The organism is Glycomyces niveus, from assembly GCF_017592475.1.
Classification (GTDB): Bacteria; Actinomycetota; Actinomycetes; order Mycobacteriales; family Micromonosporaceae; genus Glycomyces; species Glycomyces niveus.
Map to the genome: position 1 here is coordinate 64,534 of NZ_JAGFNP010000018.1, position 18,754 is coordinate 83,287.

General features: G+C 69.8%; 14 protein-coding genes and 1 tRNA gene. 12 read left to right on the top strand and 3 right to left on the bottom strand.

All coding sequences use genetic code 11. The features are described from left to right. Positions 1-61 precede the first annotated feature (61 nt). Positions 62-475 (top strand): arsenate reductase ArsC, encoded by a 414-nt coding sequence (locus J5V16_RS23570; protein ID WP_208499753.1) that lies wholly within the window; start codon positions 62-64, stop codon positions 473-475. A 23-nt stretch (positions 476-498) separates the two neighbouring features. Here the strand turns inward: J5V16_RS23570 and J5V16_RS23575 are convergent. Further along, positions 499-572: transfer RNA gene (locus J5V16_RS23575), tRNA-Arg, on the bottom strand. A 425-nt stretch (positions 573-997) separates the two neighbouring features. Here J5V16_RS23575 and J5V16_RS23580 point away from each other — a divergent pair. Then, positions 998-2,002, top strand: a complete 1,005-nt coding sequence (locus J5V16_RS23580) for a M48 family metallopeptidase (RefSeq protein ID WP_208499754.1) — start codon at positions 998-1,000, stop codon at positions 2,000-2,002. A gap of 51 nt (positions 2,003-2,053) precedes the next feature. Here J5V16_RS23580 and J5V16_RS23585 read toward each other — a convergent pair whose 3' ends face one another. Next, positions 2,054-3,394, bottom strand: coding sequence for a dipeptidase (locus J5V16_RS23585; protein WP_208499755.1), 1,341 nt, complete (start codon positions 3,392-3,394; stop codon positions 2,054-2,056). 59 nt (positions 3,395-3,453) lie between these two features. Here J5V16_RS23585 and J5V16_RS23590 point away from each other — a divergent pair, with 59 nt between their 5' ends. Continuing rightward, positions 3,454-4,605, top strand: a complete 1,152-nt coding sequence (locus J5V16_RS23590) for an RNA-guided endonuclease InsQ/TnpB family protein (protein WP_208499756.1) — start codon at positions 3,454-3,456, stop codon at positions 4,603-4,605. 123 nt (positions 4,606-4,728) lie between these two features. Then, positions 4,729-5,505, top strand: coding sequence for an SURF1 family cytochrome oxidase biogenesis protein (locus tag J5V16_RS23595; RefSeq protein WP_208499757.1), 777 nt, complete (start codon positions 4,729-4,731; stop codon positions 5,503-5,505). Between the two features lie 27 nt (positions 5,506-5,532). On the opposite strand, the gene J5V16_RS23600 is transcribed toward J5V16_RS23595, so the two are convergent. Next, positions 5,533-7,704, bottom strand: coding sequence for a transglycosylase domain-containing protein (locus tag J5V16_RS23600; RefSeq protein ID WP_208499759.1), 2,172 nt, complete (start codon positions 7,702-7,704; stop codon positions 5,533-5,535). 220 nt (positions 7,705-7,924) lie between these two features. Between J5V16_RS23600 and cobA the strand changes: the two genes are divergently transcribed. From cobA to J5V16_RS23640, 8 genes are all read left to right on the top strand, one after another. Beyond that, a complete protein-coding gene (gene cobA, locus J5V16_RS23605; protein WP_307793054.1) occupies positions 7,925-9,118 on the top strand; it encodes a uroporphyrinogen-III C-methyltransferase in 1,194 nt (397 codons plus the stop codon). Positions 9,119-9,347: 229 nt separating this feature from the next. After that, positions 9,348-10,439, top strand: coding sequence for a hypothetical protein (locus J5V16_RS23610; RefSeq protein ID WP_208499761.1), 1,092 nt, complete (start codon positions 9,348-9,350; stop codon positions 10,437-10,439). 333 nt (positions 10,440-10,772) lie between these two features. Further along, positions 10,773-13,400 (top strand): fibronectin type III domain-containing protein, encoded by a 2,628-nt coding sequence (locus tag J5V16_RS23615; RefSeq protein ID WP_208499762.1) that lies wholly within the window; start codon positions 10,773-10,775, stop codon positions 13,398-13,400. A 15-nt stretch (positions 13,401-13,415) separates the two neighbouring features. After that, positions 13,416-14,444, top strand: coding sequence for an AAA family ATPase (locus tag J5V16_RS23620; protein WP_208499763.1), 1,029 nt, complete (start codon positions 13,416-13,418; stop codon positions 14,442-14,444). After that, positions 14,441-15,721: a DUF58 domain-containing protein gene (locus J5V16_RS23625; protein WP_208499764.1), complete on the top strand. Its 1,281-nt coding sequence runs from the start codon at positions 14,441-14,443 to the stop codon at positions 15,719-15,721. Before J5V16_RS23620 ends, J5V16_RS23625 begins: the two co-directional genes overlap by 4 nt. Continuing rightward, positions 15,718-17,859, top strand: a complete 2,142-nt coding sequence (locus tag J5V16_RS23630; protein ID WP_208499765.1) for a DUF3488 and transglutaminase-like domain-containing protein — start codon at positions 15,718-15,720, stop codon at positions 17,857-17,859. Before J5V16_RS23625 ends, J5V16_RS23630 begins: the two co-directional genes overlap by 4 nt. A 92-nt stretch (positions 17,860-17,951) precedes the next feature. Continuing rightward, positions 17,952-18,167, top strand: a complete 216-nt coding sequence (locus tag J5V16_RS23635) for a DivIVA domain-containing protein (RefSeq protein ID WP_208499775.1) — start codon at positions 17,952-17,954, stop codon at positions 18,165-18,167. 23 nt (positions 18,168-18,190) lie between these two features. After that, the gene (locus J5V16_RS23640; RefSeq protein ID WP_208499767.1) at positions 18,191-18,715 is read left to right on the top strand and encodes a hypothetical protein; all 525 of its coding nucleotides are present in this window, start codon (positions 18,191-18,193) and stop codon (positions 18,713-18,715) included. Positions 18,716-18,754 lie beyond the last annotated feature (39 nt).

An 18,754-nucleotide genomic window follows, 5' to 3' on the forward strand; every position in this document is an offset into this window, starting at 1 on the left:
ATGTCCGCCCCGTCGACTGCCGCCAGACGGTCGGCGACCGTTGTAGAAAAGGATCATCACCATGTCTGACAAGCCTTCGGTGCTCTTCGTATGCGTCCACAACGCTGGCCGCTCCCAAATGGCCGCTGGATGGCTCTCCCACCTCGCGGGCGACCGCGTCGAAGTCCGCTCCGCCGGATCGGCACCGGCCGACCAGGTCAACCCCGCCGCCGTCGAGGCGATGAAAGAGGTGGGCATCGACATCACCGCCGAGAAGCCGAAGATCCTCACCTTCGACGCCGTCGAGGCCTCCGACGTGTGCATCACCATGGGCTGCGGCGATGTCTGCCCGGTGTTCCCCGGGAAGCGCTACCTCGACTGGAAGCTCGACGACCCCGCCGGGCAGGGTGTCGAAGCAGTGCGCCCGATCCGCGACGAGATCAAGACCCGCATCGAAGGCCTGATCGCCGAGCTCTTCCCTGAAGACGGGAAGTAGGCATGACAGGCGGGGGCGGATCGCGCCCCAGGCAGGATTCGAACCTGCGACCATCGGATTAGAAGTCCGGTGCTCTATCCAGCTGAGCTACTGAGGCACGGCGACGTCGCACAGGGCACCGCGCCAGCGGTAAGAATACCTGGAGACCGGTCCCTCGGGGGACCCGGGAGCCCTGCGGAGGGCATGGATACGGGGCGTCGCAAGAACACCCCAAACGATTCTCCACGACGCCCCGGAATTGCTGACCCGTATCAATGAGTAGTGCCTGCGGGCGTGAGTGTCAAGCGCCGTGCGGCGTGTTGACGCCGATTCGTTATCTCGCCCCCTTGTGGGCGCCAATGCCCGCTATGCGTCCTTACTGCTTGGGGCCCTTGCGGACTTCCCGGGTGAAATCCGGCACCGCGGCGCGGCGCCGCTGCCGGTCGCGGCCGGATCGGCCTGGGGCCGTGCCGTTCCCGAGCGGACTCCGGCGCTGGCGCCGCCGTGCCACACTTGCACCAGAGCCAACCGTGAGGAGCGGGCATGAGCGACGACCAGTCACCGGCCGAAGGCGGTCCGGTCGAGACCAGGGATGCGGCTCGCGGGCCGGTCATCCTGCGCGGCATATCGACTCGCGCCTGGGAGCACCCGGCCGACCGGGGTGCGCTGGTCGCCCTGCGGGAGCTGCGCGGCTTCGACGTCGTCCTCCGCAAGGTCTCCGGGATGATCTCCGAGCGGGCGCTGCGGCTGAGCCTCATGGGCTCCTCGATCCGGGTCGACCGCCACCAGTACTCGCGCGTCTACGAGGCCTATCAGCAGGTCGGCGCGGTGCTCGACGCCCAGGACCTGCCGGAGCTGTACATCACCCGCGACCCCGACCTGGGCGGGATGTGCATCGGCATCGACAAGCCCGTCATCGTCATCAACTCCGGCTCGCTCGACCTGCTCGACGAGGCCGAACTGCGGTTCCTGCTCGCACACGAGTTGGGGCACGCGCTTTCCGGGCACGGCCTGTACCGCACCCTCCTCATGGTCCTGGTGCGGCTCACCTCCTCCGTCGCCTGGATCCCGGTCGGCGTCGTCGGCCTGCGGGTCATCACCGCCGCGCTCTACGAATGGGCCCGCAAGTCCGAGCTCTCGGCCGACCGGGCCGGCGCGCTCGCCGTCCAGGACCCGGCCGCCGCCATTCGCGTCATGGCGAAGCTCGCCGGCGGCGGCGACCTCCACGACGTCGACACCGCCGCGTTCCTGGAGCAGGCCAAGGAGTTCGAGACCGGCGGCGACCTGCGCGACAGCTTCCTCAAGCTCATGCTGCTCGAGACGCGCAGCCACGACTTCGCCGTGGCCCGCGCCGCCGCCGTCAAGTCCTGGATCGACGACGGCGAGTACCGCGACTACCTCGCCGGGGACTACCCCAGGCGCGAGGACGACAAGGACGCCTCCATCGCGGCCGAGGCCAAGGCCGCCGCGAACTCGTACCGCCACGCCTTCCAGGCCTCCGGCGACCCCCTCGCCAAGGTCCTGCGCAAGGTCCGCGAAGGCTTCTAGGCAAAGGGAACGGGCTCCATCCATTGAGGATGAAGCCCGTTCCGTTCGCTGCTATCGCTGCAGCTTCTCCAGCAGCAGCGCCTCGGCCACGCACACCCGCTCGAACATCCGGATGTCGAGGGACTCGTTGGGGCCGTGCGGGTTCGAGTACTGGTCCTCGACACCGGTTACCAGGATCGCGGCCTCGGGGAACAGCTCCTGGAAGGTCGCGATCATCGGGATCGAACCGCCCACGCCGATCTCGACCGGCTCCGTGCCGTCCCAGGCCTCCGCGAACGCCGCCCGCGCCGCGTCGAAGGACGGCCCGGTCGCGTCGATCGCGCACGGGTCGCCAAGGCCGCCTTCGGGAGTCACCGTCACCTCGGCGCCCCACGGGGCGTTCGCCAGCAGGTGCTCGGTGACCGCCTTGAGCGCGTTCGCCGCCGAGTCGCCCGCCGCGAGCCGGAACGAGACCTTCGCGCGGGCCTTGGGCTGCAACGCGTTCGCCGACTCCGCCGCGCCCGGCGCGTCGATGCCGAGCACCGTCGCGGTCGGCTTCGACCACAGGCGCTCGGTCAGCCGCCCGGTGCCGATGAACTCCGCGCCCGGCAGCATCCCGGCCTCATGGCGCAGCGCCGCCTCGTCGTAGTCGAGGTCGCTGCTGCGGCCCGTCGCGAGGCCCGCGACGGCCACGTCGCCGTTCTCGTCGTGCAGGGTCGCCACGAGCCGCGCCAGCGCGGTCAGCGCGTCCGGCACCGGCCCGCCGAACATCCCCGAGTGCACCGCGCCCTTGAGGACCGCGACCTCCACGTACACGTTGATGACCCCGCGCAGGGTCGTGGTGAGCGCGGGGACCTCGGTGCGCCAGTTCTGCGAGTCGGCGATGACCACCACGTCGGCGGCCAGCAGGTCCTGGTGCTCGCGCAGCAGGCCCTCGAGCGTGGGGGAGCCGAACTCCTCCTCGCCCTCGATGAGGAGCTTGACGCCGACCGGCGGCTTCCCGCCGAAGACGCGCAGCGCGGCGATGTGCGCCATCACCCCGGCCTTGTCGTCGGCGACGCCGCGGCCGTACAGCCGCCCGTCCTTCTCGACCACGGTGAACGGGTCGGGCTGCTCCCACTTGGAGAGGTCGCCGACCGGCTGGACGTCCTGGTGGGCGTACAGCAGCACCGTCGGCTGGCCGGCGGGCGCGGGGAAGTGCGCGTACACGCTTGGCTGCCCGCCCCCGTGGGAGAGCTGCCTGGTCTCGGCCGCGCCGGCCTCCTCGAGGAGCCGCTGGACGGCGTTCGCACCTTGTCGGACCGGCTCGTGGTCGAGTCCTTCGAAGGCGATCGCCGGGATCTTGACGAGGGCCTCCAGATCGGCGCGCACGGCGGGCATGGCGGCGCGCACCGCATTCACTACATCGCTCATCGCCTCACCATATCGCAGGCCGATTTCTAGCCTTACGAGATATTTGTTAGAATGTGAAGATGACGGGGACGGCGACGCAACGGTCTTACCGGTTTCGCTGCTACCCGACCCCTGGCCAGGCCGATAATCTCTCCCGGACTTTCGGATGCGTGCGCTTGGTGTACAACAAAGCGCTGGACTACCGGACCAAGGCGTGGTTCCGACGGCGTGAGCGGGTCGGCTACAACCAGAGTTCCTCGATGCTCACCGTTTGGAAGCGCCGCCGAGACTTGGCCTTCCTGAACGAGGTGTCCTCGGTTCCACTGCAACAGGGCCTGCGGCATCTGCAGAAGGGTTTCGCGGGGTTCTTCGAGGGGCGCACCGCATATCCGACGTTCAAGAAGAAGCGGTCTCTTGCCGGATCGGCCGAGTACACGAAGTCCGCCTTCACCTGGCGAGAGGGCGCGTTGAAACTCGCCAAACACACCGCACCACTTCGAATCAAGTGGTCGCGACCGCTGCCGAAAGGGGCCGAGCCGACCTCGGTGACCGTTTCCCGGGACGCGGCCGGGCGTTGGTTCGTGTCGCTGCTCATCGAGGAGGATATCCCCTCGCTCCCGCGGCGGAGCGAAGCCGTAGGCGTCGATGCTGGTATCACCAGCCTGCTCACACTCTCGACGGGCGAGAAAATCACCAACCCGCGACATGAACGTCGTGATCGCGAACGAATCAAGCGGCGTCAGCGAGACCTGGCCCGCAAGGAGAAGGGATCCAGTAACCACCGAAAAGCCCAGTTGCGTCTTGCTCGCGCCCACGCCAGGGTCGCTGACCGGCGATACGACTTCCTGCACAAGCTCACCACTCGATTGGTTCGCGAAAACCAAACGATTGCGATCGAGGACCTGAATGTGCGTGGCATGCTGTCGAATCACACCCTGGCCAGGGCGGTCTCCGACGCATCGTGGGCGACTTTTCGCCGACTCCTCGAATACAAGGCAGCTTGGTACGGGCGGCAGGTGATCGCCATCGATCGATTCTGGCCATCCACCAAGACTTGCTCAGCCTGCGGCGGGCTGAACGATGCCGTGCCGCTCGCGGCGCGGACCTTCATATGTCAGGATCCGGATTGTGGGCACATTGAAGATCGCGATGTGAACGCAGCGAAGAACATTCTGGCCGCCGGGCTGGCGGTTGCAGCCTGTGGAGACGGTGTCAGACCCAAACGCTCATAGCGGGAGGGCAACTGTCGACGAAGCAGGAAGCCCGGCTGGGAGACCAGCCGGGCTCCCCCAATTCACATCGGGGGAGCGAGCCAAGGGGCGCAATCCTATGCCGGGTCTACACTCGGCGGCGTGATGCAGCGATTCCGATTCGTCCTCGCACCGCGCTGGCTCCTGCTGACGGCGGCGGGCCTGATCGTGATGGTCGTGTGCGGGCTGCTGTCCCAGTGGCAGTGGGACCGCGCCGTCATGCGCGCCGCGGCGAACGAGGTGATCGAGGAGAGCCGCGTCGCCGCGCCCGTCGAGGAGGTGCTGCCCGCGGGGGCGGCGCTGGACGACGCCGACCGCTGGACCCTCGTGGAGGCCACCGGGGTCTACGACGCCGAGCACGAGATCGTGCTGCGCGCGCAGACGAACGACAGCATCAACGGGTTCGAGATCGTCACGCCGCTCGTCCTCGAGGACGGCACCGCGCTCCTCGTCGACCGCGGCTTCGTCGCCTCCGAGAGCACCGGGCACGTGCCCGACTACCCTGCCCCGCCTGCGGGCGAGGTGACGGTGACCGGCCGCCTCTACGAGTCCGAGCCCGAGGGCGGGTCGGTCGCCGAGGTCGACGGGCACCTGGAGTCGCGCCGCCTCAGCCTCGAGATGTTCGAGGGGCGCTTCGACTACGAACTGCGCGGGGCGTGGGTCGCGGACGTCGAGCCCGCCGAGGGCTTCACCGCGCTCGAGACGCCCTCGTTCAAGGACTGGCAGAACTACTCGTACGCGGTGCAGTGGGCGCTGTTCGCGGCCATGGTCCCGGTCGGCTGGTTCGTCCTGGTGCGCCGCGAGCGCAAAGAGATGGACGAGGCCGAGAACGCTGAGCGCATCGACGGCTCGCAAGCTCGCCGAAGCGGCCCCCGGCGGTGAGCCGGAGGCCGCTGGGTCCGAGGCGGTCTAGTCCCCGTACATGATGTCGCGTGACGGCGGCGTGAACGGGAGGACCTTCTCGCCCTTCAAGGCGTCCCTGAAGATCTTCCCCACGGTCTCCTTCGAGGTGGACGTGTTGCCCGTGCCCACCGGGTTGAAGATGTAGTCGGGGTCGGCCATGAACGCGCCCACCGTCAGCTGCGGCGTGTACCCCAGGAACCACGAGGCCCGGTTGTTGTCCGTCGTACCGGACTTGCCCGCGATGGGCCGCCCGGCCAGGGTGCCCACCACCTTCGAGGTGCCCCAGGGCCCGCATTGCGCACCCTTGCGCTCGGTCTCGGTGACGCACCGGCCCGCGTCGGTCGCGGCCCGCGCCACGTCCGCGTCGAGCTCCTGGTGGCAGCGCGGCGAGGCGGCGTCGAGGTCGTGGCCCTCCGGGTCGATGATGCGCAGCGCGGGTAGCGGTTCGCAGTACAGGCCGTCGGCGGCGAGCGTGTTGAACACGTTCGTCATCTCGATCGGCTGCACGTCGGAGACGCCCAGGGTGAACGGCCCCCAGCCCGAGCGGCGCTCCTCCGAGGCGTAGTACGCGTCGCCTTCGGAGCGCCACTGCAGGCCCATCCGCTCGGCCATCTCCACCGCCTTGTCGGCCCCGACCCTGTCGATGAGCTGCGCGAAGTACGTGTTCACCGACATCCCGAACCCGGACCACATGTCGCGGTTGCCCGCCATCGCCGCGGAGCCGTTCTTCGGGCACCATCTGCCGCCGCACGCGGTCGTCGCGGAGACGAAGCTCGTGGCGACCCGGTTGGGGGAGTGGATGTTGTAGTCGAGCGGGTAGCCCGCGTCGAGCGCGGCGAGCATCGTGAAGATCTTGAACGTCGACCCTGCCTGGTAGCCGCCCTCGGCGCCGCCGCCGAGCACCGGGTTCACGGTGTTCGGGTAGTTGCCCTTGCGGTCGAAGGACGGGTTCGAGTGCGGCCCGTTGTGCTTCTGGTCGTACGAGAACACCCGGTTGAGGCCGAGCGCCTTGACGCGGCCGGTGCCCGGCTCCATGACGACGGCGCCGTGCGCGAGCTTCGACTCGTTGCTCTTGGCGTTGTTGACATGTTTGTTCGCCATCGTCTGCAGCTCGGGGTCGAGCGTGGTGATGATCGTGTACCCGCCCTGGCGCAGTTCGCGCTCGCGCTCGGCAGGGGTCGCCCCGAAGGCGTCCTGCTCTCGCCACCAGCGGCGGAAGTAGTCGCAGAAGAACCCGAACTCGGAGGGCGTGCCCTCGATGCCGATGCAGGAGTTCGGCGGGTCCGAGACGTCCAGCTCGATCGGCAGGCCCCGCACCTGGGAGGCGTCGCCGTGCGAGAGGTAGTCGATGTCGACCATCCGGTCGAGCACCCAGTTGCGGCGCGCGAGCGCCTGCGTCTGGTCGGAGGTGATCGGGTCGTACGCGGACGGGGCCTGCACGAGCCCGGCGAGCGTGGCCGACTCCTGCAGGTTGAGGTCGCTCGGGTGCTTGGAGAAGTACACCTGGGCGGCGGCGAAGATCCCGTACGCGTTGTGCCCGAAGTACGCCTGGTTGAGGTACCGCTCGAGGATCTCGTCCTTGGTCAGCTGCTCCTCGACGGCCATCGCGAGTCGGGCCTCGCGGAGCTTGCGGACGGCGGTCTGCTCGGTGGCGGCGATGACCTCGTCGATGGTCTCGGCGTTGAGCTGGAGCGCGCCGCGCACGTACTGCATGGTGATGGTGGAGGCGCCCTGCTGGACCCCGCCGGAGGAGTTGTTGGCGACCATGGCGCGCACGATGCCCCGGTAGTCGACGCCGTTGTGCGTGTAGAACCGCGAGTCCTCGGCCGAGACCATGGCCTGCTGCATGACGGGCGCGACCTCGTCCAAGTCGACGTGGCGGCGGAACTCGTCGTAGAAGAGGCTCACCAGCGTCTCGCCGTCGGCCGCGTACACGTACGAGGTGAGCGGCGGGTCGGTCTCGGTGACCGCGACGGAGAGCGTGTCGATCGAGTTGAACCCGGCTTTCGCGCTCAAGCCCGCCATGGCGGCGAGCGGGAAGAGCAGTGCGGCGATGGCGAGCCCGGCGAGCAGGCTCGTGCGCAGCAGCGCGTAGACGCCTTCGGCGGACGGGCCGGATTCATCGCTCCCGTGTGCGGACAGTCCGGGCACACGGTGCTGGCGGGGTCGATCGCGCATATATCCAGCCTAGGGCACATGGATGGCCGCAAGGTGAAAAACCTCACGACCACTGGCATTGCTTTCCCCAAGGCGCCGAATGTAATGCGTGCTCGCATAACTCTGGCAAGTCCCGCATCGCGGGTTTCGCGTAACAGGCTCGCAATCCGCCGGTTAGATGCACGCGATGAAACCCGCATACGCTTGTCGAGTCTTACTGGGAGTGCTGGAGGAGGCACACGTGTCGGTCTACGAGATCGGTCTGCGGCTGCAGGGCAAGCCCGTGCTCGTCGTCGGCGGCGGTTCCATCGCCGGGCGCCGGGTCCCCCGCCTGCTGGCCGCGGGCGCCCGCGTCCTGCTGGTCGCCCCCGAGGCCACCACCACGCTCTCGGACTACGCCGCCGCCGGGGAGATCCAGTGGGAGCGGCGCGAGTGGCGCTCGGGCGACGGCGACGACGCCTGGTTCGTGCTCGCCGCCACGGACGTCCCCGAGGTGAACGCGGCCGTCGCGGCCGAGGCCGAGGCCCGCCGCACCTGGTGCGTGCGCGCCGACGACGCCGCTGCCTCCGGCGCCTGGACCCTCGCGCACACCGAGTTCGACGGCGTCGCCGTCGCGGTCTCCGCCTCCGGCGACCCGCGCCGCGCCGCCGCGGTCCGCGACGCGATCGCCGCGGGCCTGCGCACCGGCGACATCGACGCGCCCCGCAGCCGCACCGTCCGCCCCGCCGGCGTCGCCCTCGTGGGCGCCGGCCCCGGCGACGCCGACCTCATCACCCTCCGCGGCCTCGAACTGCTCCGCCAGGCCGAAGTGGTCGTCTCCGACCGGCTCGCCCCGCAGGAGCTGCTCGACATGCTCGCCGAGGACGTCGAGATCGTCGACGCCGCGAAGCTCCCGTACGGGCGGCACACCACGCAGGAGCAGATCAACGCCGTCATGGTCGAGCGCGCCCTCGAAGGCAAGTTCGTGGTCCGCCTCAAGGGCGGCGACGGCTTCGTCTTCGGCCGCGGCGCCGAGGAGCTCGACGCCTGCCTCGCGGCCGGCGTGCCTGTCGAAGTCGTCCCGGGCCTCTCCTCTTCCATCGCCGGACCGGCCGCCGCCGGGGTCCCGGTGACCGAGCGCGGCGTCGTCCACGACTTCACCGTCGCCACCGGCCACGTGCCCCCGGGCCCGCAGAGCAAGGTCAACTGGACCGCGCTGGGCGCCGGAAACGGGACGATCGTGCTGCTCATGGCCGTCAAGAACCGGGCCGCGATCGCCGCCGCGCTCATCGAGGGCGGCCGCGCCCCGGAGACGCCGGTGCGGATCGTCGAGAACGCGACGACGAAGAACCAGACCGTCCGCCAATGCGCCCTCGCCGACCTCGGCGTCACCGAAGCGCACCACCCGTCCGTCATCGTCATCGGGGACGTCGCCGGGAGGGCCCGCGAACTGTGAGTTCCCGCAGGTAGAGGCTGAAATTCAGGCGGCGCCGGAGGTTCACTCCGGCGCCGCCGCAGTTTTACCTGATCCACTCTTTACAAGCCTGAACACAGGCCGTAATATTCGTCCATCAACAGCGCAGCGATCGTTGCGCTAAACCACCGTGGTCACGTTCTGCACCACTGGTGTACTTCCATTCAAGCGGGTGACCCCGCTGACCCTTTTTGTCCTTTTTGGAGTGTGCATGCGCATTCGTGAGTTCTCTGCTGAGCTCGCTTCGCGGCTGAAAGTCGCCTACGCGGTCCGGAATGTCGACCTGACATCGCCCGGGCTGACCCTGGTCGACGGATGCGCGCCGCGACCCGGCCACATCCTGGCCGCGCGGGTCGACGCGATCGGGCACCACAACTGGCTCGAGCTCGCCACCGGCCGCAAGGCCACCATCTACCCGGGAGACGAGATCCTCCTGGCCTTCGGCGAGCGGTACGCGCCGGACCAGTACGAATCACGCGTGCCCGACGTGCTCGGCACCTCGGTCGACCTGGTCGCCGCCGGCGGCGTCGCGGGCGAGGTCCTCTCGCGCCACGGCGACATGCGCCCGCCGACCCGGCTGGAGCCCCTGGGCATCCTCGCCGACCGCGAAGGCGTCCCGCTCGACCTGCGCCGCTACAGCGTGCTCGCGCCGTTCGGACTCGGCGACCACCCGCCCGTGGTCTGCGTCGTCGGCACCTCCATGAACGCGGGGAAGTCCACCACCGCCGCCAGCGTGATCCGCGGCCTGTCGCGCGGCGGCCGCCGCGTCGCCGGCATCAAGATCACCGGCACCGGCGCCGGGGGCGACCCGTGGATGTTCCGCGACTCCGGCGCTGTCGTCGCCGCGGACTTCACCGACGGCGGCTACCCGACCACCGCGGGCATCCCGGTGCCCGAGCTGGCCGAACTCGCCCAGACGCTCTACCACCACGCCGCCGCGCACGACGTCGAGGCCGTGGTCATGGAGATCGCCGACGGCATCCTGCAGGCCGAGACCTCCGCGCTGCTCGAGCACCCGCTGGTGCGCGAACTCGTGGACGGCGTGGTCCTCGCCGCCGCCGACGCCGCCGGCGCCCGCTACGGTGCGATGCACCTGCGCGGCCTCGGCCTCCCGGTGATCGCCGCGTCCGGCAAGCTCACCCAGTCGCAGCTCGCGATCCGCGAGGCCACCGCCGGCATGGACGCCCCGGTCTACACCCCCGGCGAACTCGCCGAGGCGCATGTGGCCCAGGAGATCCTGGCGCTCGCGAACGTCGCCCGCGCCCGCCGCGCCGGCGTCCTCGAACTCGGCGAGGCCGCCTAGCGGACAGCCATGCATAGACAGGTGTCGGCGGCCCGCAGGAGGTCGCCGAGAAAGCGAACATTGGCAGACGACTCAGGCGGTGCGCCCAGCGCACCGCCCCTTTGCGTTTACAGGACGCTTTCGCCTTGCCTACACGTGCCGGTAACGTGACCTGCTTGGACCACTTTGGGCCACCCCAGACCGATACCTTCTTGTGACAATGGCAGCCTAGTCCTGCTTGCACTGACGAATTAGGCTCGGGTTCGTGTGCCGCCCCCCGAGGCACCTGGGGCCCTTCTGGCGCTCGCGCCCCCACAACCCGGCATAGCTGACCCCGCAGAGGATTTCCCCCTTATGACCACTCGCAACGTCGATGCCCGTCGCCTCAACGTCAAGGGCCTGCTCATCGCGATAGGCCTGCCGGTGGTGCTCGTCGGAGCGCTCGTCGCGACCCTCCTCGGCACGGGCGCGTTCAGCCGCGACAGCGAGCTCGAGGACTCGAGCCTGTGGCTGTGGACGACCCCGGCCGGCGAGATCGCCCGTGTCAACGGCCTCACCGCCGCGACCGACGTGCGGTTCCCCCTCACCGACGCGGCCGGCAACGCCGTCCAGATCGAGCAGACCGACTCGCACCTGCTCCTGCGCGAGATCGCCTCGGGGAAGGTCTCCGCCATCGACCTCTCCACCCTCGAACTCACCGGCGAGGCCGAGACCGCCCCCGGCGAAGGCGTGCGCCTCGCGCTCGCCGACGAGGGCGCGTTCATCATCGACCAGACCCAGGGCCTGGTCAATCAAGTCGACCCGAGTTCGCTCGTCGCGATCGGCGACCCGCTGCAATTCCCGGCGGGCCTCACCGGCGGCGCCTTCGACACCACCGGGAAGCTCTGGATCGGCGTGCCGCGCGAGGGCACGATCGTCCAGATCGAGCCGAAGGACAAGGGCGCCCGAGCCGTCGCGACCGAAGTCGTGGCCGAGCCGCGCCAGGAACTGGCGCTCACCGTTCTCGGGGACGGCGTCGCCGTCCTCAACTCGACCGCCAAGCAGATGACGACGCTCCGCGCCGACGGCCGCAAGTCGGTGACCGATGTCGAGCTGGTCGGCCCCGCCGAGACCGCCGACACGAGCCCCGGCACCATCGCCTCGGTCACCGTCACCGAGCCCCCGTCGATCGTCACGGTCAACGACGAGCAGGCGAAGACCTTCTCCATCTCCGCCGCCTCCTCCAACCTCCTCGGCGCCTCAGTCGAGTTCCACCAGCGGATCTACGTGCCGGACGGCGCCTCGGGCCTGGTCTGGGTCTACGACCTCGACGGCAAGGAGCTCGACCGCATCGAGATCGACGCGGGCGGCGGCCCGGTCGAGCTCTACCACACCGGCGACACGCTCTTCGCCAACGCGGTCAACACGAACGCGGCCGTGGTCGTCTCCTCCGACGGCAACGCCCGCCAGGCCGAGAAGGACCGCGACGACATCCTCGGCGGCAACGCCCCGCCCGAAGACGAGGACGCCGAAGGCGACGAAGGCGACGAGGACGGCAGCGAAGAGTCCGCCCCGCAGATCGGCCCGCCCGGCGCGGTCACCAACCTGCGCGGCACCGTCGGCGACGGCCTCATCAACCTCTCGTGGGACGCCGCGCCCAACAACGGCTCCGCGCTCACGAAGTACACGATCGAAGGCGCGGGCGACTCCTGGGAGATCGCCCCGGACCAGCGCGTCTTGGAGATCGGCGACCTCGAGAACGGCACGCCCTACACCTTCACCGTGACCGCCCACAACGCCGAGGGCCAGGGCGACAGCGCCACCTCCCCGTCGATCACGCCTTCGGCCGATGTGCCCGACCCGGTCACGACCGTGGAGGCCACGGCCAACAACGACGGCACCGTCACCGTGAAGTGGGACGAGGCCAACGGCCAGGGTAACGACGTGAGCGGCTACCAGATCGAGGCCATCGCTTCCGGAAAGCAGTCGGTGGTCGGCCAGTCCGACACGACGACGTTCACCGTTCCCGAAGGGGCCCTTGAGTACGGGGTGCAGCACGTCTTCCAGGTGACGACGCTGTCGGGAGCCGCGGCCTCGACGCCTTCGGCGCCGTCGAACTCGGTGACGCCGTTCAACGTGCCCGATGCTCCCACCGAACTGATCGCCGAAACCGCTTCTGACGCGGCCGGATCGATCGACGTTGAGTGGCAGCGGCCCTCCGACAACGGCCGCGCCATTACGAAGTTCATCGTTCGGGCCGACGGCCAGACTGTGGAGGTCGACGGGAACACCACCAAGGCGCGTGTCTCCGGCTTCGACAACGGAGCCACGGTCCCGGTGTCGGTCGTCGCCGTGAACGAGGCGGGCGAGTCCGAACCCGCTACGACCACTTCGAACACCATGGTCGCGCCTCAAGTGCAGTACTCCGACTCGTCTTCAACGACGTCGATGATGACCATCGACTACACCTTTGACGACGGCGGAGGCGACGCCACCTGCGACCTCTACCGGTCGACCGCCACTGCGCCGGAAAAGTCGGAGCCCTGCGACGGAAGCTTCGAGGCCGGACCGCACTACGCCTCGACCACCCACAATTTCCGCATCGAGATCAGCAACCCGGCCGGGACCGCCGCCTCCGAGACCTTCCAGGTCAAGACCCAGGACATCAACGGGCAGGTCTACTTCGGCTGCGACGAAGGCATGGACACGATCTACTGCAGGTCCGCCGACGGCATCGCCATCTACTCCGCCGCGAACAACAACGGGAACTCGATCGGGAAGACGCACTCCGGAGACCGCCACAAGGCGTACTGCTGGACGACCGGTGCGTTCATCCGAAAGGGCGGCCAGGAGACCGACGGAAACAACGATTACCACCAAGGCAAGAACGACTCCGACATCTGGATCAAGATCGACTACGCGTCCGACGCCTACATCCCCTTCGTGTGGTTCAACATCGACGGTGTCGACAAGAACTCCGTTGGCGACCTCAAGAAATGCTGAATAGGAAGACGACCCATGCACGACACCTCGCAGACCCATCCGCTGCAAGTGCCTAGGCGCATTCAGCAGCAACCGGTCCAGCTGGGCGCCGCGCAGGCCGAGCAGTTCGCCGCGACGTTCGACGCGCTCGCGGCGGCGGTCGACACCGTCGTGCTCGGCAAGCAGGAGGTCGTGCGCCTGGCGCTGACGGCCATGTTCGCGCAGGGCCACATCCTGCTCGAAGACGTGCCCGGCACCGGCAAGACGACCCTCGCCCGCACCATCGCGGCGGCGGTCTCGGGCCAGTGGCGGCGCATCCAGTTCACGCCCGACCTCCTGCCCTCGGACGTCTCGGGTGTCACGATCTTCAACCAGGCCAGCGGCGCCTTCGAGTTCCACCCCGGCCCGGTCTTCGCGAACATCGTGATCGCCGACGAGATCAACCGGGCCAGCCCGAAGACCCAGTCGGCGCTCCTCGAGGTCATGGAGGAAGGCCGGGTCACCGTCGACGGCAACCCGCACCAGGTGCCGCAGCCGTTCCTCGTGGTCGCCACCCAGAACCCCGTCGAGATGGACGGCACCTACCGCCTCCCCGAAGCCCAACTCGACCGCTTCCTCGTGAAGCTCTCGGTCGGCTACCCCGTGGAGGCCGCCGAGATCGAGGTCCTGCGCGGCACCCACCAGCGCAGCCCCGAACACCTCGCGCCCGTGATCGACACCGACACGGTCGCGCAGATGGCGGAGATGGCCAAGCACGTCTACATCGCCGAGCCGCTGTACGCGTACCTCGTGCAGCTCGCGAACGCGACCCGCAACCACCCGCAGGTGGCCGTCGGCGTCAGCCCGCGCGGTCTCATCGCCTTGACCAGGGCCGCAAGCGTGTTCGCGCTCTCGCAGGGCCGCACGTACATCATCCCGGAGGATGTGAAGGCCCTGGCCGGACCGGTGTTCGCGCATCGCGTCCAGCTCGCGCCCGACGCCGCCATGCGCGGCATCACCGGTGCTCAGATCGTCTCGGACGCCTTCGACCAGGTCCCGGTCCCGCTGCCGGCTTCGGCGGCATGAGCGAGTCCGGTCAGGCCGCCGGAGCCGGACCGGGCGAGGCCGAGAAGTCCATTTTGGCTGGTCAAAGGCTTGACAGGTTCAAGAATCTCGCACTGGCCGTCCCGATCACGAGTCGCGGTGTCGCCCTTGCCATCGCGGCGGCCGGTCTGCTCGTCGCCGGCTGGATCTGGGGCTACCCGGAACTGGCGACCCTCGGTGCGGCCGCCGCGCTCGCGTGCCTGGCCGCCGGTTCGGTGATCGCCGCGAAGCCGCGCCTCGAAGTCGAACGCTCCGTCGTACCCGACCGGATCTCGGTGGGCGACAACGCGACCGTCCAGCTCAGTGTCCGCAACGCGGGCCGCTGGCGTTCGGTGAACGCCCGCGCGGTCGACGCGTACGGCGGTCCGGGCCTGGAGACCCGCCGCGTCGCGGTGCCGCTCGCGCGCCTGCGCCCCGGGAAGAGCGCCGGGGCGAGCTACGCGATCCGGGCGGAGCGGCGCGGGGTGGTCGACGCCGGTCCGCTCGGCATCGGCAAGCGCGACCTGCTCGGCCTCGCCGCTACGGCCGGGAACTTCGGCGGCACCGCGCGCCTGTGGGTCCACCCGCGCCTGCACCAGCTGGGACGCACCCCGGACGGCCTCGCGCGCTCGCTCGAAGGCACGGCCGACAAGGTCGAGCAGGGCTCGCTCACCTTCCACGCCTTGCGCGAGTACGTGATCGGCGACGAGCTGCGGCACGTCCACTGGCGCACCTCGGCCCGCATCGGCAAGCTCATGGTGAAGGAGCACCTGGACACCTCGCTGCCCACGGTCGCGATCGCGATCGACGACCGCGCCGAAAGCTGGCCGGCAGCATCCGCGCCGGGTTCGCAAGCCTCGCCCGGCGACCCGTTCGAGGCCGCCTGCGAAGCCGCGTACTCGATCCTCACCGCGTGCTTCCGCGCCGAATACCACGCCGCGCTCGTGCCCGCGTCCGGCGCGGTCGTCTCCGGGGCCGGGCGCGACTCCTACGGCGACCTCCTCGCGGAGCTCACGCCGAACACTCCGGAGTCGTTGGGCGCGTATGTCTCCCGGCTCACCGCCGCCCGCTACGGCGACACGCTCGTGTGGATCACGGGCGTCGAGCCGCCCACGGACCGGCTCGCGGTCCTCAAGCGCGCGTACCCGACCGTGATCGCCGTGCACCTCGCGCTCGGCCTGCCGGCCTCGGCCTCGCTGGCCGGGGGCGTGCCCACGATCCGCGCCTCCGACGGCGAGCAGTTCGCGGCGGCCTGGAACAACGGCGGGACCCGGCTGTGAACGCGCAGAGCAGAAGGCGCACCCGGTACCGGCTGCGCGTGGCGGCCGTCGCGGCCTGCCTCACCCTCATGTGCCTGGTCGCGGGGACCGTGGCGGCCCGCGTCTACCACGGGCAGCTGCTGCTCCTCCTGGTCGCGGGGGCCGCGTTCGGCGCGTTCGCGATCGGGTTCGCGGTGCGGAACCGACCGTCGTTCCTCGCCCCCGGCCTCTCGGCCACGGGCCTGGCCGCGTACCTCCTCGGGGTCATCGCGCTGACCAGAGACGGCACGGAAACGCTCGGGACCACGATCGTCGACGCGCTCGTCAACGCCGTGCCGCGCACGCTGACCGCGCTCATCCCGATCGAGCCCGTCCCGGACACGGTCGTGGTGCCGGTCTTCCTCACCTGGCTCGCCGCGACGCTCTCGTGCGAGTTCGCGATCCGCTACGGCCGCACGCTCCTCGGCTGCCTGCCGCCGACGCTCCTGTACGGCGCGGGCCTCTACCTGGTCGGCCCCAACGCGGACGCGGGGCCGCTCTACGCGATCGTCTTCTGCGTGCTCGCCGCCGCCGCGCTCGCGGTGACCGCCGCGCCGCCCGAACGCCGACCCGACTCCGACGCCACTGTGGACGGTCAGCCGCCGTCGCGCACGCCTGCGCTCATGGGCGCGGTGCTCACCACCACCGTGCTTCTCGCCGCCGTCGCGCTCCTCGGCCCGGCCGCGGCCCGGCTCGTCACGACCAGCCCCGGCGACCCGCGCGAGTACGTGGAGCCGCCGCGGCTCACCGACATCGACCTCAACCCGCTCGTGCGCATCGCCGAGTGGGCCAAGTACCCCGAGCAGGAGCTGTTCAAGGCCGACACGAGCGGCGACGCGTGGATGCGCCTGGCCGTGCTCACCGAGTACGACGGCACCACTTGGCAGGCCACCGGCGACTTCCGCACCGCCGGAACCGTCGTCCCTGGCGCCGGCGAGGCGACGTACTCCGCCGACGTCGAGATCATCGAGCTCGGCGGCAAGCTCGTGCCCGCTCCCGCGGACCCCGCGAGCGTCACCGATCTGCCGATCGCCGTGAACCTCTACACGAAGTGCCTGCTCACTCCCGACGGCCTCGCCACGGGCACGAGCTTCCACGTCGACTCCGCGCTCGTCTCGAACGACCCGGCGGGCATCGAGACGGCCCGCCCGGACCTCTCTGACGTCACGACCGTGGCGGTCCCGCCCGGGACCCCCGAGATCATGGCGACGATCGCCGAGTACATCAACGCCACTTACGACACGCCTTATGAACGCGCCCAAGGGCTCGCGGACTTCCTTTCGCAGCACTACGCGTTCGACTCCGAGGCGCCTTCCGGGCACGACCTGCCCGCGCTCGGGTTCTTCCTCGGCAGTCCCGTCACCGCGGGCGGCCAGCGCGGCACCAGCGAGCACTTCGCGGCCGCGTACGCCGTGATCGCGCGCCTCGTGGGTCTGCCGAGCCGGGTGGTGGTCGGGTTCGACGTGCCGTCGGGTGCGAGCACGGTGACGGCGGCGCAGGGCCAGGCCTGGCCGGAGGTCGCGTTCGACGGCCCCGGGTGGGTCCGGTTCGACCCGATGCCCGCGGCGGGGGTCGCCCCGGTCCCTCCGGAGGACACGCTGGAGCAGATGGAGGAGGAGACGCCGAGCCCGGAGGAGGCCGAGGGCGGCGGCGGTGAGGCCGAGGACTTCAACGACGAGGCGCTGGAGCAGGACGGCGACTTCAACGAGCAGGCCGGGCAGGACGAGGGCGGGGTGCCGCGCTGGGTCTGGTACGCGGCGGCGGCGCTGCTGCTGGCCTGCGTGCCGCTGGCGTTGAAGCTGCGGCGGGCGCTGCGGCGCCGGCGGCGTCTGCGCAAGGGCGCGCCGGCCGAACGAGTGGCGGGCGCCTGGGCCGAGGTGCTCGCCGAGGCCGCGCGGGCGGGCGTGAAGGTGCCGGTCCATGCGAACGCGGAGGAGGCGGCGGTGCGGCTTTCGGCGCTCAAGGGTGACATCGGTGCTTTGCCGCGTCTGGTGAACGCCGCGGCTTTCGCCCCGGGGGCGGTCTCGGAGGCCGACGCGGACGCTGCTGCGGCATTGGTCGGACCCTTCTCGCGGACAATTCGGCATCAAGTGAATTGGCTGAGACGTTTGCTCACTTAACTTGTGGCCGTTACGAGTTGTTATGACCGTCGAAAATTGATGTGGGCCGGGGCGATCCCACTCAGTGGCGTAGACCTGGCAGACTGTGACGTATGGAGAACCCCTTCTTCTCTGTCCGTTTCCGCGGATACGACCGAGCCCAAGTCGACCGTGCCGTGGCCCGCATCAGGCAAGCCACCGAGGCCGGCGCGCCCCCGCACCCCGACTCCCTCACCAACCTGGGCTTCCAGTTGACCATGCGCGGGTACGACACCAAGGAGGTCGACGAGTACTTCTCGGCGGTCGCGAGATCCCTTCGAGGCAACTAGCGCCAGCCGCTACTGTTGGAGTCGTGACCGCGCAGGATCCGTACCAACCTCACATGCAGCCGCCGCCCCAGGCGCCGCCCGCCCCGCCAGTCCACGGCTACGCGCAGCCGCAGTACCAGCACCCGTATCCGCAGCCCTACCCCTATCCCCACCCCTATCCGATGCAGCCGATGCACCCCGTCTGGCAGCCGATGGCAGTCCCCGCACCTGCCATGGTCGACGGTTTCCACCTCGTGCTGCCTCGCCTCAAACCGATCCCCTCGGGCCCGGCCATCGGCGCGCTGGTGGCCGGCATCGCGGGCATATTCGGCTCGATCATCGGGCTGATCGGCGTGATCTTCAGTCCTTGGGCAGGACTCACGTTCTTCATGTCCGCGGCGCTGTTCGGCATCGGCTCGCTCTCCCTGGGCGTGTACGGGAAGCGCCAGATCCGGGCCGCGCAGGGCGGAGTCTCGGGCAAGGGCGTGGCGACGACGGGCCTCATCCTCGGCATCGTGGCCTGCGGCCTGGCTCTCCTGGTGGGATTGATCTCGCTGGCGACCGCTTGAGACGCGACGAGACGGGCGGCCGACTCGATCGAGTCGGCC